The organism is Haloferax mucosum ATCC BAA-1512 (assembly GCF_000337815.1).
GTDB lineage: Archaea > Halobacteriota > Halobacteria > Halobacteriales > Haloferacaceae > Haloferax > Haloferax mucosum.
Window position 1 is genome coordinate 626,696 of record NZ_AOLN01000018.1, and the last position, 24,222, is coordinate 650,917.

Here is a 24,222-nt window from a genome sequence, read left to right on the forward strand (position 1 = left end):
GATGCGACAGGTCAATCCCGAGTTCGCTCCGCGCGCCGGTCTCTCACGCGCGGAGATGGAGTCGCTCCAGCGCCGCGTCGCCGAGCGCGCCGTCTTCGAAGACGACCTCGGATTCGACCCGGCGAGCGTGTCCCTCGGCACTCCCAAAAACGCGACGCTCTCGGGAGGGACCGACGTTCCTCTCGTCGCCGGTATCGACCAGTCGTTTCTCGACGACCGCGCGCTGAGCGCCGTCGTCGTCCTCCGCGGCGACGAAGTGGTCGAGCGCGTTCACGCCGTCACGGAACTCGACTTGCCGTACATCCCCGGATTGCTCTCGTTCCGCGAGGGCGGTCCCATCCTCGACGCGCTGGCCAAGCTCGAACACGACCCTGACCTCCTCGTCTTCGACGGGTCGGGCCGCATCCACTTCCGACAGGCGGGCCTTGCCACGCATCTCGGTGTCATCTGCGACGTGCCGAGCATCGGCGTCGCCAAGTCGTTGCTCTGTGGCACCCCCGACGAAGCTGTCGATGGCAGACCGGAAGGGTGGCACACGCCGATTCGAGCCGACGGAGACGTCGATTCTGTCGGTGGGCACTCCGCGACCGCCGAGACGACACTCGGCTACGCCTTCCAGTCGCGGCAGTACGACTCGCGGCCAATCGTGAACCCACTGTACGTCAGCCCCGGCCACCGCGTCGCGGCCGAAACCGCGGTGCATCTCGTGTCGAACCTCTCGGGTGGGTACAAACTCCCTGAGCCGACGCGGCTTGCCGACGCCTACGCGGACGAGGCGAAAGCTCAGTACGAAGACTGAGCCACTGCACCGCCAGTAGACCCGCGTTCTGCGCTGTTCGACATTCCTTTTCGTGGCGAACCGCGTACACTTAACAGCGCGGGGACCGACCTACCGACGTGCATCAAAAGACGGTCCTCATCACCGGTTGCTCCTCGGGTGTCGGGCGCGCCACGGCGCTCGATTTCCTCGACGAGGAGTGGGAGGTCTACGCCACCGCCCGCAACCCGGCAGACATCGAGACGCTGGGCGAGCGCGGCGCGAACATTGCGACGCTCGACGTGACCGACCACGGGGACGTAACACGCGTCGTTGACCGCATCATCGACGAGGAAGGCCGCATCGACTGTCTCGTCAACAACGCCGGATACGGGCAGTTCGGTCCCATCGAAGACGTGCCGACCGAGATGGTTCACGACCAGTTCGACGTGAACGTCTACGGGCCGCACCGACTCACGCGCGCCGTGTTGCCCCACATGCGCTCGCAGGGCGACGGCACCATCGTCAACGTCTCCAGCGTCGCCGGCCGCATCTCGTTCCCCGGCGGCGGCGTCTACTCGGGGTCGAAATTCGCGCTCGAAGCGATGACTGACGCGCTCCGCGCTGAGGTCGAAGCATACGACATCGACGCCGTTCTCGTCGAACCCGGCCCGGTCGAGACGAAGTTCAACCAACGCGTCGAAGCGGAAGTAAACGGTAACGGCGAGGACAAAGACGGTATCGAACGCTCCGGTGCGTACGAAGCCGTCTACAAACTGTTCGAAGACTCACAGGCGCTCGGCGGTGGCGGTCCCGGTGCGATTCCGCCAGAGCGAGTCGCAGAAGACATCCTCAACGCCGCGAGTTCGACCAAGCCGAAACCGCGCTACCAACCTGGAACCGTCGCCCGCGTCGGAGTTCTCGGGCGATTCATCCCCGATTCGTGGCGCGACGCGCTCTTTGGGTTCGCACGAAAACTCCCGTAGCAGAGCCGAATTGTATCGACAGTGTCGCTATCGAAGACAGGTAGCGACGACTCGCAACGCGTCTTCTCCCTGCACTTGGTCGGCAAGAAGCGGCACGCGTTTCACGTCGCGGCCGCGGAAGAGGTTCGTCGCGGAACGAAGTGCATCCTGTTGGACCTGCCAGCGACGCTGACAGAAGCCACAGTTGTCGAGGTCGGGCGATTCGATCCACTTCGAGTCCACGTCGGCGACGTCATCGACGGACTCCATGACACGGTTGACGACGAGTGTCTGAACCGGAATGCCGAACTCGTCGAGGCGGGAGACGAGCCGCTTGGATTCGACGACGCTCATCTCTTCGGGAATCATGACGACGCGGAAGTCGGTTCGGGTCGGGTCCCGAAGGACCGCGCGGAGTCGCTCGATGCGTTCTCTGAGGTCGTCGAGGTCGGCCATTCCGGCCTGCGGTTCGTCGGGGCCGCCGCCGAACATCCCCTTGATGTTGTCCATCATCCCGGAGAAGCGCTCGCGCATGCGGGCGATGCGACCGAGCATGGAGTCCATCAGTTCGGGGAGTTCGAGCAGGCGGAGCGTGTGGCCGGTCGGCGCGGTGTCAACGACGACGCGGTCGAATCGCGGGTCGTCGAGATATTCGAGGAGCTGTTGCATCGCCGCGGCCTCGTCCGCACCCGGCATCGGACCACCCATCCCCATCGGACCGTCACCGCCGAGTAGGTCTTCGAACCCGCCCATCGCGTCACCCATACCGCCGAACGGGGCGTTCGAGTCGTCGCCAGCGAACGGGTTGTCGTCGTACGCGTCCGCGTCGGCACCCATCTCGTCTCCTTGCGGGCCGTCAGCACCCGCGAACGGTCCTTCCATCACGGCGTCGGGGTCGATTTCGGCCGCGTAGAGCGGCACGTCCTCCCGGATGCGCGTCGGCTTGTCGGGGACGGGGACGCCGAGCGTGTCCGAAAGCGAGTGTGCGGGGTCGGTCGAGACGACGAGCGTCGATGTGCCGTCGGCCGCGCTGGCGAGCGCCGTCGCGGCCGCCATCGTCGTCTTGCCGACACCGCCTTTGCCGCCGTAGAGAACGTACTCGGGCGCGTCGATACCCTCGGGGAGGTCGGCGCTGTCAGTCGTCGTCACCTCCTTTCGGTCGGTGACTTCCACCTCGATTTCCGCCGGGCCGCTGTCGTCGGTGCCAGCGTCATCTCCGTCGTCGGTCGGGCGGTCTGTTGGCTCGACGTCGATATCCATGTCGAACCCGTGACGGCGTGGCTTTGTGTACTTCTCGGTCTCGGAACCGGTGCAGTGTGACCCGCCGTCGTCTCGAAAAGCCAGTCGCCACCGAGAGATGCGACTGCCGCCGGTCGGTTTTTGTTTCGTCCGGCCGTGAGCGGACCTATGCGCGAGTTCGCATCAGACCCGCCCGAAGAAGTCCGCGTCGGCGACGCGCTCCGCGATGCGGGACACACCGTCGCCGCCGCCGAGTCCTGTACGGGCGGCCTCATCGGGTCGCTTCTCACCGACGTCCCGGGGTCGAGCGACTACTTCGACCGCTCGCTCGTCACCTATTCGTACGACGCCAAGCGGCACGAACTGGCCGTCTCACGCGAGGTGCTGGACGACCACGGGGCCGTCTCGGAACCCGTCGCCCACGAGATGGCCGCTGGGGTCCGCGACGTCGCCGATGCGACGTGGGGTATCGCAACGACCGGCATCGCCGGGCCGGACGGCGGCCTGCCCGGAAAGCCAGTCGGAACCGTCTTTGTCGGCGTGGCGTTCGCCGCACCGTGGGGGTCTGGCGACTCGTACACCCACGTCGAACGGTTCGAGTACGACGGCTCTCGGACGCAGGTGAAAGAACAAATCGCGCGGGGGGCGCTCACCCTCCTCGCCGACGAAATCGAGGCAGTCGACGATAGCGAGTGATGGGCTTTCCCCTTGTCTCGTTGACAAAACGAACCGGGACCGGCGCTGTCGGCCGGTTCCGTGGGAAAGCTTTGTATCCCGGCGGTCCAGTCTGAGCGCATGAACAAAAAGGGACACGTGCTCAACGCCGTCTTGCTGGCGCTCGGGCTCGGCGTCATTTTCACCGTGGACCCGCGGACGTTCGAACCGACCGTTGACTCGGTACTCCACCTTGCCCAGAAAATCGGGCAGTTGTCGATTCCGGTCGTCCTCGGCGCGCTCTTTCCCGACGTGGACACCGCCTTCGGCAAGCATCGCAAGACCCTCCACAATCTGCCGGTGTTGGTCGTCTTCCTCCTCTTTCCGGTGTTCTTCGAGAACCTCTACTTCGTCTGGATCGGCGTTGCCACGCACTACGTCCTCGACATGGTCGGGTCGAAACGCGGCATCGCGCTTTTCTATCCCCTGTCGTCGCAGGAGTACGACCTGCCGACCGGCGTCGCAACGAGTTCGAAACACGCCGACGTGGTGACGGTCGTCATCACGACCGCGGAACTCGCCGTCCTCGCTGGTGTCCACTACTACCTCTTCTCGCTCGACGTGTCGATGGCTGATGCCGCGGCGTCGATTGGGTCGATGATCTGAAAGCGAGGACCGACTCGAAGCGAACAGGACAGCCTCGGAACGAAGAGAAGAACGGTAGAACGCGTCGAGTGGGACAGGACAGGACAGGACAGGACAGGACAGGACGAAGCTAGATGGGATGAGGATAACCGAGTTAGTAAACGCTCACGTCGTCGAACCGGCCGTCGTAGGCGATGTGTCTCGGGTGTGTCGGTTCCATACCCGAGAGGAGAAGGCGGTCGATTTTTCCCCACGAGTTTTCGTAGCCGAGGTGGGCGAACTCGACAGCGCCGCGGAGCGTGTGTGACAGGCCGGAGCGACGGACGACGCGTCGGTCCGCTCGCTCGCGGAGCGCCGTAACGAGGGCCGCTTCGGAGTCGATGTCGCGGTCGAACTCGGTCCACGCCTCGCCGATACTGCCGCGGAGATGGGCGTAGGACGACCCGAATCCGGGCAGGGCCATCTCGCGGGCGATTTCGCGGCCGCGTCGGTTGTGACAGGAGAAGGCTTTGGCGTTGTACGTCTCGATGCCGTGAATGCGCTCGCGGTGGCCGGCAATGTCGTCGGCGGACAGGCTCACCGTCAGCAGTTCGGGATGGGGCACGACCGTCGCCGCCGCCTGTCTGTCGAACTCGTCGAGCGCGCCGTCGAGAGAGATGAAATCCGGAACAGGGTCCGAAAGCCCGATTGCGAGGAGGTGTTTGCGGTTGTGCCAAGAGCCAGTGAACACCTCGCGCGCGGGCACGACGAGGAGTTCGTCGTCCGAAAAGCGCTCTGCGCGAGCGCGGATGTCGGGGAGGCGGACGAAGTGGGGGGCGTAGACGAGTACGTCGATTCCGCGGGATTTCGCACGCGAGACGACCTGCTCGTCGAGAATCTTCACGTGCATATCAACCCGTGTCGTCGTACTCCCGCTCACAAAGGCACGTCAGATTAGCCGACAGTTAGGGATTGCTATTTCTTCAACGCCGGACCGTCGAAGAAACGGTTTTGTCAGTCACGTCCGTCGGGTCGAACATGTCCCGGTGGAAGTGCGGAATCGAGGGGTGTGACGCTCGGTTCGAGAATGTCGAAAATGCGATTATTCACCAGACGACGGAACACGAGCGACACGAGTGTAAGGTGTGCGGGACAATCGTCCCAGAAGGCTACTTTGCGATTCGGCACGCCTTCGACGAGCACACCCGCGCGGAGTTCGTCCGCGCGTACGACGCCGACTCCTCGGCGGTCCGCATACGAGAAGATATCAAACAGGCAATCGAAGACGTTGCCGACCTGAATCGAGTCGTCAAGACACTCCGCGACGAGGGCGCATTGTAACGGACGAAACAGTCACGCGAGGTCCGTACTCGTCCGAAGAAGACCGTGTGTTGGTGGGGCCGCCTCGTCAGCCGGTTAACCCCGGCGGTGTTGCAGTGAATTGTTCCGAACGGGGGTCCGCGGCGTTTTGAGAATCGAGTTACATCGCTTACGAGCCGACAGTATCACTGTACGGGCCGGCAAAGAGAGAAAAAACCTCGCGTGTGGTGCGGGTGCGGACGCTTACCGCTCTTCGGAATCAAGGACGCGAATCTGGTCGCCGCGGACGGTGACCGGAATCGGGACCGTCGCCTCGTAGAGTTCGACCGTGACCTGGTCTTTCGTCTCGTCGATGCGCTGGACGCGCGCCTTCTCGCCTTTGAACGGTCCGGCGATGAGTTCGACGATGTCTCCCTCGGCGATGCCTTCGACGTCCGGCGTCGGCGAGAGGAAGTGTTCGACTTCGGCCATGCTGGAGGTGCCGACCATGCCGCCGCTCTCGACGAGACCGCGTGCGTGCGGAATCTCTTCGAGGACGCGAGAGACGATGCCGTCGTCGGAGGCTTCGACCATCACGTAACTCGTGAGCGAGTCGGGCGCTAAGACGGCGTGGATTTCGGAGAAATCCTTCGACGCAATCATGTCTGCAACCGTTCGCTCTTGGCGAGCGGTGGTCTTTACGGCGAAGATGGGCATCTCAGACGCCCCCAGGGAGGAAGCTCATGACCGCGAAGATGGTGAAGCCGAGCAACCCAACGAGGAAGATACCCGCACCGGCAATCTTGGAGATCTGAGAGAACTCCTGCCAGGATGGCGTGCTTGCGAGTTTCAGCACGCGAACGTAGCTGTTCAGGTCGTACTTGACGTCCATGTTAGTGGGGCGTAGGGTATCGGGCTTTTTCTATCTATTGATGCAGTCGCCCGTTCGTGCGCCTCGGCACGAGAGCGACGTTTCTGTCTACTCAGTCGTGAGTGCTAAAAAGTCGTCGCGGGGACCGCGGCGGCGGCACCTCGCAGTGAGGGCGACTACTCGACGTAGTCGATGTCTTCGAGACGGCCCTGTGCCTGCGATTGGACCTCACCGTTGCGGCCGTAGATTTGGGGCGATTCGACGCCCGTGACGACGATCATCGTCCGCATCATGCCTTCGAGTTCGTCGTCAACGGAGGTCCCCCAGATGATGCGCGCGTCGGGGTCGATGCGGTCGTAAATCTCCTCGACGACACCTTCTGCCTCTTCGATGCTCATGTCGGACCCACCCGTGACGTTGACGAGCGCGGAGTTCGCACCGGAGATGTCTACGTCGAGAAGCGGCGAGCGGAGTGCGGACTTGACGGACTCTTGGGCCTTGGACTCGGAGTCGGATTCGCCGAGACCGATCATGGCGACGCCACCACGTTCCATGACGGTCTTCACGTCGGCGAAGTCGAGGTTGACGAGGCCGGGTTTGGTGATGAGTTCGGTGATACCCTTGACAGAGCGCATCAGCACTTCGTCGGAGACCTTGAACGCCTGTCGGACCGGAAGCTTGCCGACGGCGTCGAGCAGGCGGTCGTTCGGGACGACGATGACGGTGTCAGAAACGTCGCGGAGGCGTTCGAGACCGGCTTCGGCGTTCGTTCGGCGAACTTCGCCTTCGGCCGTAAACGGCGTCGTGACGATAGCGATTGTGAGCGCGCCGGATTCGCGTGCCGCCTTTGCGACGACGGGGGCGGACCCGGTGCCGGTGCCACCGCCGAGTCCGGCCGTGACGAACACCATGTCGGAGCCTTCGATAGCGTCGTAAATCTCCTCTTGAGATTCGAGTGCGGCCTCCTCGCCGACCTGTGGGAGCGACCCCGCGCCGCGGCCCTGGGTCTTCTGTTCGCCCATGAGAATCTTCGTGTCGGCACCGATTTCCACGAGGTGCTGAACGTCAGTGTTGGCGGCGACCAGCTTGGCACCCTTGATGCCTTCGTCGTGCATTCGGTTGACGGTGTTACCACCAGCACCGCCACAGCCGACCACCGTAATGTTGGTCTGAAGGTCTTTGAGAACCGCTTGTAGTTCGTCGTCAGTCATCGTCCCGGACCGGTTGATGTTGGTCGGGCCGCCGACTTCAGCCGCCCCATCCCCCATGTCCTCGGCCTCATCGATTGCGTCGTCGACGATAGAGTCCATATTTGTGAAGACGGTTTACGGAGGATGACTAATTATCTTTCCCCCTTACGTCAGACGTCTGTCCGACGAGGCCCCAAATTCGTGCATATTACTCCCACACTATTGGCACCACAGTGACGAATCTACGACCAATCGTCGTCGGTTCCCGCTCAGAGAGCAAACTGGACGACCCGCTCTTTCGACACGTCCGCCGGTTCGATAGTCTCGCCTTCGACTTCGACCGCCTGTCCCGACGAGAGTTTGCCGAACGCCGGCCCTTCCGGGACGCCGAGTTCGCGCGCAACCGCCGGGTCGAACGCGCGCATCGTCGCCGTGACGTGGTCGTTCTCGCGGACGACCGAGTCGTATTTTCGGCCAAGAATCTCGCAGAGTCGCGCGACGAGTTCGTCGTAGCCGTCGCCGGAGACGGCCGCGCGCCCGAGCGCTCGGGTCCCGCCTTCGGTCGTGTGGAAGGCCACGGTCGTCTCGGTGACGGCATCGAGCGAGGCGTCGAGGTCGATGCCTTGGGCCTCGGAGAGGAGACCGTCCGGCAGGGAGACGACCTCGTACTCGTCGGCGCCGATGTGCGCGCCGAACCGAAGTCCGTCCTCGACGGCCGTGATGTCGGCTTCGAGGTCGGTGATACGGGCGAGCGGGACGCCGTCGGTTTCTCTGACCCACGTCTCGGAGACGACGCGGAAGCCTTCAGCTTCGAGGACAGCCGCGAGGTCGTCTCGGTCGCCGTCCACCAGTGCGAAGTCGGCCGCCGAAGCGTCGAACGCGCGGCGGAGCACGTCGCGGTTCTCCGCGGGCGACCCCATCGCCTTGAGTTGCCAGTCGGCCGCGATGTGGCCAATACACCAGTCTGTCTCGCGCAGGACGCGCTCGAATCGCGGGGCGTAGTGGCCGCCACCGAAGCCGACGAGTTGGCGGTCTGCGTCGGGTTCGACGCCTTCGATGTCGAGCACCGCGGCCGCGACAGCGCGCGCGCCGTCGGGGTCGTCCCACTCCGCTTCGTCGCTTCCGAGTTCGACGAACATCGAGGGGACTGTCGGCTCTGTCGGACCGTGGTGGGTCGCTTCGATGCCGACCTCGTAGCCGTCGGGCGCGTGCTCGGAGAGTGCATCGAGGACGACGCGCTGGGCGTTCGGGCACGCGCGGGCGAAGTGTCCCGGTTCGCCGCCGTAGTCGGCCGAGCCGAAGTTGCCGGTGAAGTGCGCGGTCAAGAGCGGTCCCGTCTCGCCCGCGTGCCGCGAGACGACTGCGAGCAGGTCGATATCGTCGCCGAAGGCTTCGGCGGGGTCGTCGAGGTAGATGTGCAGGTCGTCGAACTCGCGGAGTTCGAAGCCGTCGCGGCGGTAGACGGTGCCGCCACCGTCAGCGTCCGGGCGGCTATCGTCCGTCTGTTCGTCCCAATCGGCGAGAGAACGCAGGTGCTCGCCGATGTGAACCGATGCGCTGTCGGCGCGGCTGACGACGATTCCAATCACGATTCGTGGGTGGTCGAAGGCGGCGAAAAGAGCGTCGGAACCGGCGAGAGAACGAACGTCTTCCCGGAGCGACCCGCTCTCAGTTGTTCAGTCTTCGGGTGCAATCGTCGTCTCGCCGGTGCTGTAGTCGCCCCGAAGCCGACGAACCGAGAGTCTCGCCACGGCCACGGCGTCGCGCCGCCGCGAGACGAAAAGAACCGTCCCGAGGACGAGGTAGACGACCGAAAAGCCGATAAGCGACGTTGCGCCGTCGAACGTGATAGCGACCTCGGAGAGCGGAACCTGAATCGTGAACACCGTTCCCGTGACGGAGTAGACGAACTGTGCGAAAAACAGACCGAGAAGCGCGAGCGCCTCGCGGATGCTGATGGAGAACGTGATGAGGATGGCGATTGCGAAGTAGCTCTGTGCCGCCGTCAACCAGAGTTCGCCCGACTGGTGAGCGTCGAGCGGAAGCGGACCGTAGTACCCAAGCGAGAGACTGTACACGAGGACGAGCGTCCCGATGAGGAGCGTCCACTGGTTGAGTTTCGAGGAGATGAGCGCGTTGAATCCGGCGGTCGAACGCGCCTTGTTGACGAGATAGGCGACGACGATGAGTTCGGGGCTCTCGCTCGCCAGCGGTGCGACCCACTGAATCATCAAGAACGACGGGATACCGACCGACGTACCGAGGTCTTCGAGTCCGTGTGCGAAGGGTTCGACGGCGACGAGAATCACGACCCCGGAGAAGACGAACAGCGTGAGCGTCGTCGCAATGCGCTTGGGCCGCGGATACGACTGGAGATAGGCCGGGACGCCGATCTGCTCTTCGTGTTCGTGGGGTGCGTTCAGTGCCGCGAGGATGTAGACGACGTAGAGACCGACGAGAACGAACATGTCGAACGCGCCGATACCCGCGCCGAGCGGGACGAAGAAGGCGAACAACGTCGCGGCGAAGAGAAACAGGATTTCGGTCGAGATACCGCGGTCGAGACGAACGACATCGGCGAGGAATCCGTCTCGGCGTTCGACCGCCCCGTCGCCGGTCTTGCGCGCTCGAACGACCGTGAACAGGGCGATTGCCGACCAGCCGATACCGATGAGGATGCGGTTCGCGCCGGTCATGTTGGCGACGGCGAGACTCGCCGCTTCCATCGATTCGGGAGAACCGGGGTTGATGCCTGCTTCCCACGCGTACAACGCGTCCACGGCGTATTCGGGGGCCACAGCGAGCACCGCGAGGACGGCGAGTGCGAACGCCCGAGGCACGTCGGCTTCGGCCGTCTCGGCACCCCACGCGAGGAGGAACGAGGCACCCAGGATGGCGATACCGCTCAGTGCAACCGTGACGCCGGTTTGGAGACCCACACCGAAGACCGTGCGGAGACCGAGCCACGGAACCGTGAGCAGTGCCGCCCCGAAGACCGCGACCAGCGGGTGACTCAATCGTCGTCGTACCATCGTACATACAAGACCGCGGGCGAAGCCGGTAGCTTTTGTGTTTCAATCGTGCGCCGCGTCACGAAGAAATGCGGCTGTTCGCTACGCACCAAAAGGGATGGCGCGCGACTACGGGAGAATGAGCCAGAAGAACACGAGGTAACCGCTGACGAGGATGGCGCCGTCGATTCTGGAGACGTCGTAATTTCGGAGCATCAGTGCGATGACGCCGAAGGTGAACACGAGGAGTGCGGGGAAATCGAGCGCGATGGTGCTCGCGGGAACGTTCACCGGGACCATGATGGCGAGAATGCCGAGGACCGCGACGATGTTGTAGATGTTCGAGCCGACGACGTTGCCGATGCTGAACTCCGACTCGCCGCGGACCGCGCTGATGACGGACGCCGCGAGTTCGGGAAGCGACGTACCGAACGCGAGGACGGTCAGGCCGATGAACCGCGGGCCGAACCCGAAGGATTCGAGGAGTCCGCTTCCGCCCTGAATGAGCCAGTTCGAGCCGATAAACAAAAGCAGGAGACCGGCACCGAGGTAGAGCACGTCTTTCAACTGTGCCGAGACTTCATCCTCGTCTTCGATGTCGATTTCGTCGGTTCCGATCGCGTCGGCTTTGGTCGAACGCGCGCGGTAGAGCAAAAAGCCGGTGAACGCCGCGAGGATGAGAAGCAAGATTCCGCCGTCAACTGCGCTCAAGTCTCCGTCCATTCCGAGCGCGACGAGCACAACCGCCGCGGTAATCATGAATGGAACGTGGCGACGAAGGGTGGACACCGACACTGACATCGGTTGGATGAGTGCGGAGACGCCCAAGACGAGACCGATGTTGGCGATGTTCGAACCGATAATCGCACCGAGTCCGAGGTCGGCGGAGTAGCCGAGACCGCTCAGTACGGCGACGAACAGTTCGGGGGTCGTGGTCGCAAACGCGACGATAGTTACACCGACGATAGCCGCACGGAGACCGAGACCGATAGCGAGTCGGGAAGCACCCTCGACGAGCGCCTCTGCGCCGAGGTAAAGTGCAACGATACCAACCACCAAGAGGGCGGTATCGAAGGAAATCAGGGTTGCGAGAGCCGACATACGCGGGAGTAGTCCAACGGCGCACCAAAAACGCGCCGGTCCGCCGATAGAATGTCACAAATTGCCATGGGAACTCGCCCGCGGAACATCGCGGCGGAAACCGACACAGGCGGGCGAATTATATCGTCGGCGGGAAACCACCAGACCATGCAAGTCTACGGTCTCGTCGGGAACCCCGTCGGTCACTCGTTGTCGCCGCCGATGCACGAGGCGGCCTACGAGCACGTTGGACTCGACGCCCGATACGTCTCCTTCGAGCCGGAGCCGTCGGCTCTCGCGGCCGCACTCGACGGTGCGGACGCCCTCGGTATTTCGGGACTGAACGTGACGATACCGTTCAAACAAGACGTACTCGACCTCGTTGACTCCGACCCGCTCGCCACCCGAATCGGCGCCGTCAACACCATCGATTTCGGATGCGACGAGCCAACAGGCCACAACACAGACGCGGCGGGCGTGACGCGAGCCTTCGAGCGCCACGACGTCGCACTCGACGGCGCAACCGCCGTCGTCGTCGGTGCTGGTGGGGCGGGCCGCGCCGTCGCGTTCGCCCTCGCCGACGCCGGGGCATCGGTCCATATCGCCAACAGAACCGCCGAAACGGCCGTCGAACTGGCCGACGCAGTTCCCGGAGCGACGGCCGGTGGACTGGACACGCTCGACCGCATTCGAGACGCGACGGTACTCGTCAATGCGACGAGCGTCGGGATGGAATCGCCGGACGAATCGCCCGTCCCGGCCGCGCATCTCCACAGCGACCTCGCCGTTCTCGATGCGGTGTACACCCCGCTCGAAACGCGACTCCTCCGAGACGCCGCCGACGCGGGCGCAGTGACTATCGATGGAGCGTGGATGCTTCTCTTGCAGGGCGTCGAAGCTTTTGAACTGTGGACCGGACTCGACGCGCCCGTGGAGAAGATGAACACCGCTCTCCGGACGCGGCTTGAGAGGCATTGAGGCCGCTGGTTTTTAAATAACCGAATCACATAGGAGAAAACAACATGGGCTTGTTTGACACTCTTTCGTCGTTCCTGAAATCGCTCTTTGGTGGCGGGTCGTCGTCCGCCGAGTCGGCAGAACGTGACGACTCAGCGACCGTTACGGTCGAACGTGACACCCGAACCGAGCGCGAAGAACCGGACGTCGAGACCGAATCGGCTGTCAAGGAACCAGTCGAAGAGACCGACGAAGCGGCCGAAGAATCTGCTGAGGAAGCGACCGAAGAATCTGCTGACGACGCTGGGTCCGAACCTGAACCTGAACCTGAACCCGAGTCTGCCGCCGAAGCCATCGAGGAAGCCGAACCAGAAGCAGAGTCAGCAGTAGTCGAAGAGCCTGAAGAGGACGACGGCGAAGGTGCTGAATCCGGCGTTGTCGAAGAGGCAGAAGAACCCGAAGACGACGAAGAGAGCGAGGAGTCCGAAGGGAAAGGAGAATCCGAAGAAGACGAGGAGAACGAACCAGAACCCGAGTCCGACGTGGAAGCTCCTGAAGTCGATGCTGACACCGCCGATGAAAGTGACGAGAGCGACACCGACGAGGACGAGAGCGAAACTGGCGACACTGCCGGCGAAAGCGATGAAACCGACGAAACCGACGCGGAATCGCCCACGGTAGACACGATTCGCGGTATCGGTCCCGCGTACGCAGACCGGCTCTCCGACATCGGCATCGAGACCGTTTCCGACCTCGTTTCGTCCGACGCCGAGCACGTTGGCGACGCAATCGACGTGTCACCCAAGCGCGTCCAGCGCTGGATTGACCGCGCCGCCGACGAATAACGATACTCGACGGCACCCCGCCGCGTTTCGGTCGGTATCTCTCTGCGCTCATCCCTTTCGTTTTCGACGGCGTTACGCGGATATCTCAGTGTTTCCGGCGCGTCCAGCGGTGACGACACACGTGAGACACGTCACGAAACCGTTTACCCGACGCACCGACTGGTGCGAGTAATGACCGCACCGACCGTCGTCACCGACCGCGACGACTTTCGCGCGACCGCCGAGGACGCACCCGACGGCGCGCGCGTTCCCGTCGAAGTCCGGGTCGTCGTTTCCGACCCCTTCGACGCCTATCGGCGCACGCGGCAGACTTCCGGCGGCTTCTTCTACGAGACGACCGGTGGCCAACCCGGCTGGGGGGCGTTCGGCGTCGCGCCCGACGAACGCCTCACAGTCGGCGAGTCGGCCGTCAGCACGACTGCTTCGGGGCCGACGCTCGCCGCGCTCGAAGGACTCGTGGATTCACAGACGCTCGCCCGCGGTAACTGCGACGTGCCGTATCCCTGCGGCCTGTTCGGCTGGCTCTCGTACGACGTTGCCCGCGAACTCGAATCGCTCCCCGAACACACGACCGACGATAGGGGTCTTCCGCATCTTCAACTCGGCCTGTACGACCTCGTGGCTTCGTGGGAAGAACCGCGAACCGCCGACGAGACGACACTGCGAATCACCTGCTGTCCAGTTGTCGATGACGGGAGCGACATCGACGCCGTCTACGACGCGGCGCGCGAGCGGGCGGCCGCACTCGCCGTCGAAGCGCTCGAAGGCGAACCCGAACCGGTCGAAGCGCCCGTCGAGTCCGACGAAGCGCAGTTCGAAAGCGCCTGCGGCCGAGCGAACTTCGCAGAGCGCGTCCGGGCGGCGAAGCAGTACATCCGCGACGGCGACACGTTTCAGGCGAACCTCTCGCAGCGACTCGTCGCACCCGCCGCAGTCCACCCGGTCGATGCCTACGCCGCGCTTCGGCAGGTCAACCCCGCGCCCTACTCCGGCCTGCTCGAACTCCCCGGCGTGGACCTCGTGAGCGCGAGCCCCGAACTCCTTCTCCGTGTCGAGGGCGACCGCCTCGTCACCGAACCCATCGCCGGGACGCGACCCCGTGGCGAGACAGCCGAGGTGGACGACGCGCTCGAAGCGGACCTGACGACCGACGAAAAAGAGCGGGCCGAACACGCGATGCTCGTCGACCTCGAACGAAACGACCTCGGGAAGGTCTCCGAGTACGGGTCGGTCGAAGTGACCGAGTACCGCCGCGTTGACCGCTACTCCGAAGTGATGCACCTCGTGTCGCTGGTCGAAGGGATGCGACGCGAGGGGACCACGCTCGCCGACGCCATCGCGGCGGTCTTCCCCGGTGGCACCATCACCGGCGCGCCGAAACCACGGACGATGGAAATTATCGACGAACTCGAAGCGACCCGGCGCGGTCCCTACACCGGGAGCATGTTCGCCATCGGGTTCGACGACAAAGCGGTGCTGAACATCATCATCCGGACGTTGGTCCGCTTCCGAGACGAGTACCACCTTCGGGTCGGCGCGGGTATCGTCCACGACTCCGACCCCGAACGTGAGTACGACGAGACGCTGGCGAAAGCCCGCGCGCTCGTCACGGCACTCGACGAGGCGCTCGGCGAACGTGCGAAGATGACCGTCGATGCGGCCGACACCACACACCCACAGACGGGGTCGAACACCGATTCGACTGCGGGGACCGAGCGATGACTCGCATCCTCGTGGTCGATAATTACGACTCGTTCGCCTACAACCTCGTGCAGTACGTCGGCGAGTTCGCCGACGAGGTCGTCGTCCACCGCAACGACGAAATTTCGACGGACGACATCCGCGACATCAACCCGGACGGTATCGTCGTCTCGCCCGGCCCGGGAACGCCTGCTGACGCCGGTGTCTCGGTGTCAGTCTTCCGCGACCTCGCTTATCCAACGCTCGGCGTCTGTCTCGGCCACCAATCGCTGTGCGCCGCGCTCGGGTCGCCCGTCGGCCACGCCCCCGAAGTCGTCCACGGAAAGCCGTCGGTGGTCGAACACGACGGGAAGGGCGTCTTCGCCGGGCTCCACGACCGAATCGAGGTCGGGCGCTACCACTCGCTCGCGGTCGAACGCGACGATATCCCGGACGCGCTGGTCGTGACTGCGACCACGGTTTCTGAGATGGCAAACGAGGGTGCCGACAAAGACGCCGACGAAGACGCGGCCAGTGTCGGCGGCACCGACACAGATGACACGACCGACGACGCCACGGACACAGACGACGCATCGGTCGTCATGGGCGTTCGCCACCGCGAGAAACCCCATATCGGCGTCCAGTTCCATCCCGAAAGCATCCTCACCGCATCGGGGAAAGACATCGTTCGAAATTTCGTCTCCCTCGCCGCGGGCGAATCACCAGCGATGGAGGCGCGGGACTGACGATGCGCGGACAACCGAGCGACGACGGTTCAACTTCTCGTTCAGATTCGGGTTCGAACGGTGACGATTCGGCACGTGTCTACCACGTCGATGGCGACCTCGTGCCCGCCGACGAGGCGTCGATTCCGGTCACTGACCGCGGGTTTCTCTACGGCGACGCCGCGTTCGAGACGCTTCGCGCCTACGGCGGCGACGTGTTCCACTGGGACGCTCACGCCGACAGACTCGCCGAGACGTGCGACATCCTCGGGATGGACCACGGACTCTCTGACGACGACCTCGTCGGGCGAATCGACGAGACGCTGGCCGCGAACGACTTCGTGGACGCCTACGTCCGACTCTCCATCACGCGTGGGAGCCAACCCGGCCGTCTGACCCCGGCCGCGGACGTGTCTCCGCGTGTCGTCGTCATCGTCGAACCGCTTCCGAGAGGCGGCCGTGGGTCAGTCTCTGTTTGGGACGGCCCCGCGGCGGTACAGACGGTGAAAACGCGCCGTATCTCCGACCGGGCGATTCCGGCGCGGGCGAAGACGCACAACTACCTCAACGGCATCCTCGCGCGAACCGAACTCCGCGTCACCGGCGCGGACGAGGCGCTCATGCTCGATTCAGACGGCTACGTCACGGAAGGCGCGACGAGCAACCTCTTTTTCGTCGATGATGACGCGCTCTGTACCCCGAGTCTCGACGGGCCGGTGCTGCCCGGCATCACCCGCCGGGTCGTCCTCGACCTCGCGCAAAACGAAGGGATTCCGATTCGAGAGCGGCGATACACGCCTGACGACGTGCGCGACGCCAACGAAGCGTTCCTCACGAATTCGACGTGGGAACTCCGCCCGGTCGAGACGGTCGATGGCATCGCCATCGGCGACGGACCGGTCACAAAACTGCTCGCGCGACTCTACGACGACTACGTGGAGCGACGGCACTACGGCGAGCACTGACCGCTCGACGGGTGCTCAGAACTCGACGTTCGACCGCGACGTTCGGTCCGCGGGGTCGGTCTCGATTGCGCCGGTGCCGACGAACGAGAAGTCGTCGTCCGAGAGGAAGACGTGGTCGCCGTCGATAGTGAGTTCGAGGTCGTCGAGAACCGCACCCTCGCAGGGACCGTAGTTGCAGTAGCCCGTGTCGGCCTCGAAGTACGCGCCGTGGTTCTGACAGATGACCTCGCCGTTTCGCATCGGCGCACCCGACCCTTTGTCGAGTTTGATGTGCGTCAGGTGCATGCAGTAGTTCAACCACGCTTGAATGCCGTCGTCGGTGCGGACGAGAATCGCCTCGCGTTCGTCTTCGTCCTCGTCGGTCTCGCTGACGCGGAATAAGAAGGTCGTGTCGTCGGGGACGTCGCCGACCGAACAGATGCGTTCGAGGTCGCTCATTGCTCTCTCGTTACCGTGGGACGGAAAATTAGCTTCGAAAGCGAAGCGTGGCGACCGACGATTGCAAGCACCCGGCGAGACGCGACGAGTTAACTCGTCAGAAAACGCCGAAGAAAACCGCTCAGAGTGTCGCTTTCGGGGGTCGCGGAAGCAGATGACAGATTCGAACGTCGGTCGCTGGTGCTCGCTAGTTCAGTGTGACTGAGCTATGATGCCGACCTCGTGAGGTACACCGGAACAAGCCCGGTTCTCAGCAGTTGAGGTCAGCAAAATCATAGCGGGAGGTAGATTTGAACTACCGATCTCCGGGTTATGAGCCCGGCGGAATCTCCTGGCTATCCCATCCCGCTGAATCAACAAATGTGCCTGCTACTGTTAAGACTTCTGTTTCGGGAGCCGTGTGTCAATTTTCACCGTGAGTCACGCTGACTCGAACGGCCCGCGATTCGCCACGTGAACAGGCTCTCTGCGACGTAGTTCAGGAGCATCGACGCGACGATAGCGATGGGCAGGGGAATCAGTTTCCAGAGGTCGATACCGGCGACCGGAATCACCAACTGAACCTCGCCGAGCGCGCGGACGACGAGCACTTGCACCGCGAGACCGCCGCTTCTGACGAGATTCGATTTGACGAAGCGGCGTCCCTTCGCCAGAAGGTGGTCTGCGCCCGCCCCCGCGAAGGTCCACCGGTCGTTGATGAGAAACATCACGACGATGGCGAGTTCCGCACCGGCGAGTTTCGAAATCTCACCGGCGACACCGAAAAAGACGATGAGAAGGCTACTCAGCGACAGGTCGAACACCGCTCCGACCGCGCCGACGGACGCGAACTTCCCGAATCGCGTACCTGATGCGAGCGCGGAGAGTCGGTCAGTCATCCGTGACCTCCACCGAAAACTGTTCGACGAGCGCCCGTTCGTCGTTTCGAGCGTCGATGAGTTCGTGAAGGCGGTCCTCCCGAATCGTCCGGGCGCGGTGGCGAGACCGGAGCAGTCCGCGAGCCATCTTGAGTGTCGTATCGACCGGCGAAACCGTCGAATTCGGTTGGTCTTCCCAAACGACCGGCACTTCGGCGACGCGGTGACCGAACGCACCCGAGACGGCGACGAGTTCGATGTCCCACGCGAACCCGGGTTCGTAGAGGTGCGTTCGAACGTCGGCCCACGCGTCGGCGGTCATGGCTTTCGCGCCGCACTGGTAGTCGTAGAGGGGAACGTCGGTGAGGTGGCGGGCCAACCACGCAAAGCCGTCGCCGAGGTAGCGTCTGGCAATCGTCTGATGTGAGGCGACGGTGGCGTCGGGATGGCGGCGCGAGCCAACCGCGAGGTCGGCACCGTCCCGAACGGCGTCGATGACGTTCGCAATCGACGTGGCTGGCGTACTGCCGTCGGCGTCCGCGAACGCGACGATATCGGTGTCGAGCGCTTCGAACCCCGCGGTAATGGCGGCACCTTTGCCGCGGCGCGAATCGACCGGGTGTACCTCGGCGATGGCGGGGAGGGAATCGAGGGCGTCGAGTATTCCTGTCCGCGGAGCGTCGAGTTCGACCCGGACGACGGCGGGATCGAGTTCCGCGACGAGCGCGTGAACGTAGGGAACCAAACGGTCGGGGTCAGGCCGGTAAGCAGGCACCACCACCCCGACAGACTGCGACATGCACGACCATTCATCCAACGAGGTAAAAAGCAAACCGCTCTCGTGCGCACCCGCCATCACAAAACGTATTGCATCCGCCGCGCCTTCAACTGACAGATGGAGTACGCCCTCGTGGTCCGTTGGTTGGTGGTGTTTGCGGCCCTCTGGGCGGTCGGGGTTCCGCTCTCGGCTCGCCTGTTTCGCCGTCTCCCCGGTCGCGGTTCCGGATTCGCCCTCCCCGTATCGCTCGTCGTCTTGACGCTCCCTGTCTACTACGTCGGCCATATCTCGTTCGGTCCCCCCGCGCTCGCGGTCGGCGTCGGCACTCTTCTGTTACTCTCGGCGCTGGCTGGTCTCGACGTGGCGGCGCTCCGCCGCGGCGAGATACGACTCGCCGCCGACCTCGACATCGACAGGCGAGCAATCGCCGAAGCGGGGGCCGTGTTCGTGTTCGCCTTCCTGTTTGCCGTTGCGCTCCGCGCGCTCGACCCATCGGTCTACGCCAGCGGCGGCGAGAAGTTCCTCGATTTCGGGCTCCTCCAATCGCTCTCCCGCGCGTCGGTGTTGCCGCCAGAAGACATGTGGTTTGCCGGCGAACCGGTCCGGTACTACTACGGCGGTCACCTCGTGTCGATACTCCTCGCGTGGCTCACCGGTACGGAACCGGAGTTCGCGTACAACCTCGCGCTCGCCGGATTCTTCGGCTTCCTCGTCACCGCGGCGTTCGAACTCGGCCGTAGCCTGTCGATAGTTTCGGGGGCGAACAGTCGTCTCGGCGGTCTCCTCGCGGCGTTTTTCGTCGGCTTCGCAAGCAACCTCGTCACGGCGGGGCGACTCGCGTTGCTCGCACTGCCCGAGGGGATACAGCGCCCGGTCGCACAGGCAATCGCCGAGCGCTCTCGCTACAGCGTCTCACAGGTTCTCGCCACCGTCTCGGAGTTCTCCTACTGGGACGCGAGTCGCGTCATCCCCGGAACGATAAACGAGTTCCCGCTGTTTTCGTGGCTCAACGGCGACCTGCACGCGCACATGATGGGAACGCCGTTTTTACTCCTCGCCGCCGGGCTGGCGTTCGCGTACTTCCGGACGCCTGAGGAGGCAGTCAGCGAGCGTCGGGGTCTCGTCGGCGTCACGGCCCTCGTCGGCGCGCTCCAGGTCGTCGTCGATACGTGGAGTTTCCCGTCGGTGTTCGGCGTCCTCTTTCTTGGTCTCGTCTTTGCGCCCGCGCGCCCGTCAACCATATTTATCAGCCGTGACCGACTGGACCGCTTCGTCGGCGACGACCCAGTCGCAGGCGAAACGGCTCGCGTCCTCGGAACCACTCTCGCGGTCGGTCTCGCCGGGGGTGTCGCCGTCGCCCTCGCAAGCCCGTTCCTGCTCGGAAGCGTTACTGGCGGCGGAAGTACCAGAACAATCGAGATTCTGGCACCCGAAAATCGCAGTGGCTTCGGAGCGCTCCTACTCGTCCACGGCGCGTTCATCGGGGCGTTCGCACTTCACTACGCAGGACAACTGCGCTCGGGACAGGGGTCTGCTCACGGTCTCGACGGACGACAGACGCTCGGGCTTCTCGGCGGTCTCGCGGTGTTGTCGGTCGTCGCCGCAGTCCACTCGTTCGCCGCGCTCGTGCTCGTCGTTCCGTTCGTGGCCGTCGGGTGGATTCTACTCAGGTCTACCGACGACCCGCGGTTCGAGACGGTTCTCGTCGTCGCGGGGGCGGGTCTCGTGACACTCGTCGAACTCGTCTTCGTGAACGAACAGGCCGGTCCCGGTCGGATGAACACGGTGTTCAAGACGTACATGCAGGTGTGGGTGCTCTGGGGAAGCGCCGCGGGAGCCGTCCTTGCGAGCGTCGTCCGCGACGCCGCGACGACCGGCGACGTGTCGCTACCGAAAGTCGGGTTCAGTGTCCGCGCCGGCGCGGTCCGGGTCGTCGGTGTCGCAGTCGTCGTCTTGCTCGTCGCGTCCACGTCGGCCTACGCCGGCCTCGCCGTCTCGGAACACACAAACACCCCGCGACAGGAGACGACGCTCGATGCGACGGCGTTCGCGGAGTGGTGGCATCCGAACGAGTCAACGGCGATTACGTGGCTCGACCGGAACGTCGAAGGAACCCCGACGATGCTCTCGGCACCGGGAACGACGTGGTCGGAAACAGTAGCCGACAAGCGAAACGGGGTCATGTATAGCTGGCGCGGGAACCCCGAATCGAGTCTCACCGGCGTCCCGACCGTCGCCGGCTGGGCGCACGAAGTCGGCTACCGCGGTCCCGAAGCGTACTACGACCGCGTGCGCGACGTGGACGCGATGTACGTCGGGAACGAATCGACGCGAATGGAACTCATCGACGAGTACGACGTGGCGTACGTCTGGGTCGGGCCGGGCGAGCGCGCCCGCTACGGAGACATCGAAACGGACGTCCCGTGGCTGACGCCCGTCCACCGGTCAGGGTCGGTCGTGGTCTACGAAGTAGAAGAAGCGATGCTTCGTTAGGCTACTGCGCCGCTCTCCCGAATGACCTCGATGGCTTCGGCATCGACGCCCTCGGTTTCGAGCCAGTGCGGGACGAATTCTCGCTTTTCGAACGCCTCGCGCTCGTCTTCGCTGCCGACGGTACACCACATCTGGACGCGGTCCGGGCCGTGCCAGTCGCCCTGCCGGTCGATGGAGAAGCAGATGTACTCCTCGCCGTCGTACTCGATGACGGCGTCGCGCCGAATACCGGGGTCGCCGTGGATGATGAGCTTCTTCATGTGCCGGGATTGGCACAGTCACCGCTTAATCGCTTCGGCTTCGGCCGTACGGGAACGGCACAAAAAAGCGTGCGCCGCGAGTCTCGTCAGCTGGCCACACGTGACACGGAGAGTGCGGTGAATAGCCGATGCACGCGCCGCGTCGAACCAAACGGGTTTTAACGGGCCCCACCAAAACCCACCACAAGGTCGATATCTATGCAGATGCCACGCCGTTTCAACACGTATTGCCCGAACTGCAAGGGTCACCACGAGCACGAAGTGGAGAAGGTCCGGACGGGACGCCCGACCGGTATGAAGTGGAACGCCCGTCAAACGCGACGCGGCAAGGCCACCATCGGTAACGCCGGTAAGTTCTCCAAGGTGCCCGGTGGCGACAAGCCCACGAAAAAGACGCACCTGAAGTACATCTGCTCGGACTGTGGCAAGGCCCACATGCGTGAGGGCTGGCGCGCAGGTCGCCTGGAGTTCCAGGAGTAAATCATGGCAGGAAACTTCTACAAGGTCGCGTGTAGCGACTGCGAGAACGAACAGGTCGTCTTCGGAAAAGCATCCTCGGTCGTCAACTGCGCCGTCTGCGGGACGACCCTCGCCACGCCGACCGGCGGCAACGCCGAATTCCACGGCGAGGTCGTCGAGACGGTCGAGCGTCGTGACAGCGACGAGCTTGAGGCGTAACTGTACGGAGGACCTCGTATGAAGTACAGCGGATGGCCTGACCCCGGCGAACTCGTCGTCGGGAAGGTAGACGATATCACGGACTTCGGCGTCTTCGTTGACCTCGAAGAGTACGAAGACAAGCGCGGGCTTTGCCACATCAGCGAGGTCGCAAGCGGATGGATCAAGAACGTCCGCGACCACGTCCGCGAAGGACAGACGGTCGTCGCTAAGGTGCTCGAAGTCAACGAGAGTTCACAGCAGATAGATCTCTCGATCAAGGACGTCAACGAGCACCAACGCAAAGAGAAGATTCAGGAGTGGAAAAACGAGCAGAAGGCCGATAAGTGGATGGCGCTCGCGTTCGGCGAGGACATCGCCGACGAAGCGTACGGTGCCATCGCAAACGCCCTGCTCGCCGAGTTCGAGTCGCTTTACGACGGCTTCGAACAGGCCGCGATTCACGGAACCGAGGCGCTCGAAGGCGTCGAACTCGACGACGAGGAAATCGAAGCCATCGTCGATACCGCACGGCAGAACGTGTCGGTCCCCTTCGTCAACGTCACCGGCTACGTTGACCTCCGTTCGCCCGCTGGCGACGGTGTTGACGACGTGAAAGAGGCGCTGAAGGCCGCTGAAGGCGACGGCGAAGTCGCCGACGAAATCGAGCTTTCTGTCACCTACGTCGGTGCGCCCGAGTACCGCATCAAGGTGAAAGCGCCCGACTACAAGACCGCCGAGACGGAACTCGAAACGAGCGTCGCTCGTGCCCGAGAGGTCATCGAAGCGGCCGGCGGAACCGCGGAGTACCACCGCGAGCGAAGCGGCGACGACGAGTAACAACATGAAATCGCATATCCGGGTGTGCAGTGTGTGGCGCGACCGCCACGACCGCCCGGTGTATTCGCTTTCTGATTCCTGTCCGGAGTGCGGCGCACCGACCGAAAACAGCGCGCCCGCACCGTTCAATCCGGACGACCCCTACGGCGAGTATCGCCGAGCACGCAAACGCCGGGTCGCAGACGAGTAGCCGACGGCCAGTCCGGTTCGGCTACCGACGCTCTCTTAACCAGTGCGGCCGGCACTACGTGCATGGACGACATCGAAATCGAGACTGTCGAAGAGGTCTCCCTCTCTGACCCCGTGTTCATCGAGGGACTGCCGGGCGTCGGCAACGTCGGTAAACTCGCCGTCGAACACCTCCTCGAAGAGTTCGAAGAATCGACGCTGGTTCGGCGCATCTACGCCGACGTGTTCCCGCCGCAGGTGAGTATCGACGACGGCGTCACCGAGTTGACTCACGCCGCGGTCTATGCCGTCGAAACGCCCGGAGAGGGACCGGACCTGCTGTTGCTCACCGGCGACCACCAGGCACAGTCTAACGAGGGACACTACCACCTCACGGACGCCTTCCTCGACGTCGCCGAATCGTTCGATGTCGAACAGGTGTTCGCACTCGGCGGCGTCCCAACGGGCGAACTCGTCGACGAACCGTCGGTACTCGGCGCAGTCGCAAACGCGTCGCAACGCGACGAACTCGAAGACGCGGGCGTCGAATTCCGCGAGGGTGAACCGGCGGGCGGCATCGTTGGTGTCTCCGGTCTCCTGCTCGGTCTCGGCGGTCGCCGCGGTTTGGACGCGACGTGCCTGATGGGCGAGACGAGCGGCTATCTCGTTGACCCACAGAGTGCACAGGTCGTCATCGAAGTCCTACAGGACCGTCTCGATTTCAGCGTGGGCTTCGAGAGCCTCGAAGAGCGCGCAGAGGAGATGAAGGAAGTCGCCGCGAAGATTCAAGAGATGCAACAGCAACAACAGGGCATCGCCAGCGACGACGACCTGCGGTATATCGGGTAACTCGCTTTTCCGTCGGGGCC

General features: G+C 63.8%; 28 protein-coding genes and 1 tRNA gene. 16 read left to right on the top strand and 13 right to left on the bottom strand.

Features of this window, described 5'->3' with window-relative positions; genetic code table 11:
* Window position 1 precedes the first annotated feature (1 nt).
* Both C440_RS15850 and C440_RS15855 read left to right on the top strand, forming a co-directional pair.
* On the top strand, window positions 2–799 hold the full coding sequence (locus C440_RS15850; RefSeq protein WP_008321670.1) for an endonuclease V: 798 nt from the start codon (window positions 2–4) through the stop codon (window positions 797–799).
* A 98-nt stretch (window positions 800–897) separates the two neighbouring features.
* On the top strand, window positions 898–1,743 hold the full coding sequence (locus C440_RS15855; RefSeq protein WP_008321671.1) for an SDR family oxidoreductase: 846 nt from the start codon (window positions 898–900) through the stop codon (window positions 1,741–1,743).
* A gap of 27 nt (window positions 1,744–1,770) precedes the next feature.
* On the opposite strand, the gene C440_RS15860 is transcribed toward C440_RS15855, so the two are convergent.
* Window positions 1,771–2,982 (bottom strand): ArsA family ATPase, encoded by a 1,212-nt coding sequence (locus C440_RS15860; protein WP_008321672.1) that lies wholly within the window; start codon window positions 2,980–2,982, stop codon window positions 1,771–1,773.
* A gap of 147 nt (window positions 2,983–3,129) precedes the next feature.
* On the opposite strand from C440_RS15860, the gene C440_RS15865 reads away from it, so the two are divergent.
* Together C440_RS15865 and C440_RS15870 are read left to right on the top strand one after the other, a co-directional pair.
* Complete coding sequence (locus C440_RS15865; protein WP_008321673.1) at window positions 3,130–3,657, top strand: CinA family protein; 528 nt, start codon at window positions 3,130–3,132, stop codon at window positions 3,655–3,657.
* A gap of 99 nt (window positions 3,658–3,756) precedes the next feature.
* Window positions 3,757–4,281 carry a metal-dependent hydrolase gene (locus C440_RS15870; RefSeq protein ID WP_008321674.1) on the top strand — a complete coding sequence of 175 codons (525 nt, stop codon included), beginning with the start codon at window positions 3,757–3,759 and terminating at the stop codon, window positions 4,279–4,281.
* A gap of 133 nt (window positions 4,282–4,414) precedes the next feature.
* Here C440_RS15870 and C440_RS15875 read toward each other — a convergent pair whose 3' ends face one another.
* A complete protein-coding gene (locus tag C440_RS15875; protein WP_008321675.1) occupies window positions 4,415–5,149 on the bottom strand; it encodes a PHP-associated domain-containing protein in 735 nt (244 codons plus the stop codon).
* 128 nt (window positions 5,150–5,277) lie between these two features.
* Here C440_RS15875 and C440_RS15880 point away from each other — a divergent pair, with 128 nt between their 5' ends.
* Window positions 5,278–5,580, top strand: a complete 303-nt coding sequence (locus C440_RS15880; protein ID WP_049915920.1) for a DUF7565 family protein — start codon at window positions 5,278–5,280, stop codon at window positions 5,578–5,580.
* A 222-nt stretch (window positions 5,581–5,802) separates the two neighbouring features.
* On the opposite strand, the gene C440_RS15885 is transcribed toward C440_RS15880, so the two are convergent.
* The 6 genes from C440_RS15885 to C440_RS15910 all read right to left on the bottom strand — a co-directional run bounded on the left by C440_RS15885 (window position 5,803) and on the right by C440_RS15910 (window position 11,711).
* The gene (locus C440_RS15885; protein ID WP_008321677.1) at window positions 5,803–6,255 is read right to left on the bottom strand and encodes a transcription elongation factor Spt5; all 453 of its coding nucleotides are present in this window, start codon (window positions 6,253–6,255) and stop codon (window positions 5,803–5,805) included.
* 1 nt (window position 6,256) lies between these two features.
* Window positions 6,257–6,430 carry a protein translocase SEC61 complex subunit gamma gene (locus tag C440_RS15890; RefSeq protein ID WP_008321678.1) on the bottom strand — a complete coding sequence of 58 codons (174 nt, stop codon included), beginning with the start codon at window positions 6,428–6,430 and terminating at the stop codon, window positions 6,257–6,259.
* 155 nt (window positions 6,431–6,585) lie between these two features.
* Window positions 6,586–7,719, bottom strand: coding sequence for a cell division protein FtsZ (gene ftsZ / locus C440_RS15895; RefSeq protein WP_008321679.1), 1,134 nt, complete (start codon window positions 7,717–7,719; stop codon window positions 6,586–6,588).
* Window positions 7,720–7,868: 149 nt separating this feature from the next.
* Window positions 7,869–9,188, bottom strand: coding sequence for a D-aminoacyl-tRNA deacylase (locus C440_RS15900; protein ID WP_008321680.1), 1,320 nt, complete (start codon window positions 9,186–9,188; stop codon window positions 7,869–7,871).
* Window positions 9,189–9,275: 87 nt separating this feature from the next.
* Entirely contained in the window at window positions 9,276–10,631 is a 1,356-nt protein-coding gene (locus C440_RS15905; protein WP_049915921.1) for a sodium:calcium antiporter, read from the bottom strand.
* A gap of 108 nt (window positions 10,632–10,739) precedes the next feature.
* Window positions 10,740–11,711: a calcium/sodium antiporter gene (locus C440_RS15910; protein WP_008321682.1), complete on the bottom strand. Its 972-nt coding sequence runs from the start codon at window positions 11,709–11,711 to the stop codon at window positions 10,740–10,742.
* Between the two features lie 147 nt (window positions 11,712–11,858).
* Here C440_RS15910 and C440_RS15915 point away from each other — a divergent pair, with 147 nt between their 5' ends.
* From C440_RS15915 to C440_RS15935, 5 genes are all read left to right on the top strand, one after another.
* The gene (locus tag C440_RS15915; RefSeq protein WP_008321683.1) at window positions 11,859–12,668 is read left to right on the top strand and encodes a shikimate dehydrogenase; all 810 of its coding nucleotides are present in this window, start codon (window positions 11,859–11,861) and stop codon (window positions 12,666–12,668) included.
* A gap of 44 nt (window positions 12,669–12,712) precedes the next feature.
* Window positions 12,713–13,492 (top strand): helix-hairpin-helix domain-containing protein, encoded by a 780-nt coding sequence (locus C440_RS15920; protein ID WP_008321684.1) that lies wholly within the window; start codon window positions 12,713–12,715, stop codon window positions 13,490–13,492.
* A gap of 171 nt (window positions 13,493–13,663) precedes the next feature.
* Window positions 13,664–15,214, top strand: coding sequence for an aminodeoxychorismate synthase, component I (gene pabB, locus C440_RS15925; protein WP_008321685.1), 1,551 nt, complete (start codon window positions 13,664–13,666; stop codon window positions 15,212–15,214).
* Window positions 15,211–15,918, top strand: coding sequence for an anthranilate synthase component II (locus C440_RS15930; protein WP_008321686.1), 708 nt, complete (start codon window positions 15,211–15,213; stop codon window positions 15,916–15,918). Before pabB ends, C440_RS15930 begins: the two co-directional genes overlap by 4 nt.
* A gap of 2 nt (window positions 15,919–15,920) precedes the next feature.
* Window positions 15,921–16,862 carry an aminotransferase class IV gene (locus C440_RS15935; RefSeq protein WP_008321687.1) on the top strand — a complete coding sequence of 314 codons (942 nt, stop codon included), beginning with the start codon at window positions 15,921–15,923 and terminating at the stop codon, window positions 16,860–16,862.
* A 15-nt stretch (window positions 16,863–16,877) separates the two neighbouring features.
* Here the strand turns inward: C440_RS15935 and C440_RS15940 are convergent, their stop codons facing one another.
* The 4 genes from C440_RS15940 to C440_RS15955 form a co-directional block, all read right to left on the bottom strand.
* Window positions 16,878–17,300: a Rieske (2Fe-2S) protein gene (locus C440_RS15940; protein WP_008321688.1), complete on the bottom strand. Its 423-nt coding sequence runs from the start codon at window positions 17,298–17,300 to the stop codon at window positions 16,878–16,880.
* 275 nt (window positions 17,301–17,575) lie between these two features.
* Window positions 17,576–17,650: transfer RNA gene (locus C440_RS15945), tRNA-Met, on the bottom strand.
* 60 nt (window positions 17,651–17,710) lie between these two features.
* Entirely contained in the window at window positions 17,711–18,178 is a 468-nt protein-coding gene (locus C440_RS15950) for a GtrA family protein (protein ID WP_008321689.1), read from the bottom strand.
* Entirely contained in the window at window positions 18,171–18,956 is a 786-nt protein-coding gene (locus C440_RS15955; protein ID WP_049915922.1) for a glycosyltransferase, read from the bottom strand. Before C440_RS15955 ends, C440_RS15950 begins: the two co-directional genes overlap by 8 nt.
* A 96-nt stretch (window positions 18,957–19,052) precedes the next feature.
* Between C440_RS15955 and C440_RS15960 the strand changes: the two genes are divergently transcribed.
* On the top strand, window positions 19,053–21,428 hold the full coding sequence (locus tag C440_RS15960; RefSeq protein ID WP_008321691.1) for a DUF2298 domain-containing protein: 2,376 nt from the start codon (window positions 19,053–19,055) through the stop codon (window positions 21,426–21,428).
* Here the strand turns inward: C440_RS15960 and C440_RS15965 are convergent.
* Window positions 21,425–21,688 (bottom strand): HAH_0734 family protein, encoded by a 264-nt coding sequence (locus C440_RS15965; RefSeq protein WP_008321692.1) that lies wholly within the window; start codon window positions 21,686–21,688, stop codon window positions 21,425–21,427. The genes C440_RS15960 and C440_RS15965 overlap by 4 nt on opposite strands.
* A gap of 198 nt (window positions 21,689–21,886) precedes the next feature.
* Here C440_RS15965 and C440_RS15970 point away from each other — a divergent pair, with 198 nt between their 5' ends.
* The 5 genes from C440_RS15970 to C440_RS15990 all read left to right on the top strand — a co-directional run bounded on the left by C440_RS15970 (window position 21,887) and on the right by C440_RS15990 (window position 24,202).
* Window positions 21,887–22,168, top strand: coding sequence for a 50S ribosomal protein L44e (locus C440_RS15970; protein WP_004044234.1), 282 nt, complete (start codon window positions 21,887–21,889; stop codon window positions 22,166–22,168).
* Between the two features lie 3 nt (window positions 22,169–22,171).
* Window positions 22,172–22,366, top strand: coding sequence for a 30S ribosomal protein S27e (locus C440_RS15975; protein ID WP_004044235.1), 195 nt, complete (start codon window positions 22,172–22,174; stop codon window positions 22,364–22,366).
* An 18-nt stretch (window positions 22,367–22,384) separates the two neighbouring features.
* Window positions 22,385–23,185 (top strand): translation initiation factor IF-2 subunit alpha, encoded by an 801-nt coding sequence (locus tag C440_RS15980; RefSeq protein ID WP_008321693.1) that lies wholly within the window; start codon window positions 22,385–22,387, stop codon window positions 23,183–23,185.
* A 4-nt stretch (window positions 23,186–23,189) separates the two neighbouring features.
* A complete protein-coding gene (locus C440_RS15985; protein ID WP_008321694.1) occupies window positions 23,190–23,375 on the top strand; it encodes an RNA-protein complex protein Nop10 in 186 nt (61 codons plus the stop codon).
* Window positions 23,376–23,437: 62 nt separating this feature from the next.
* Window positions 23,438–24,202, top strand: a complete 765-nt coding sequence (locus C440_RS15990; protein WP_008321695.1) for a proteasome assembly chaperone family protein — start codon at window positions 23,438–23,440, stop codon at window positions 24,200–24,202.
* Window positions 24,203–24,222: the final 20 nt, after the last annotated feature.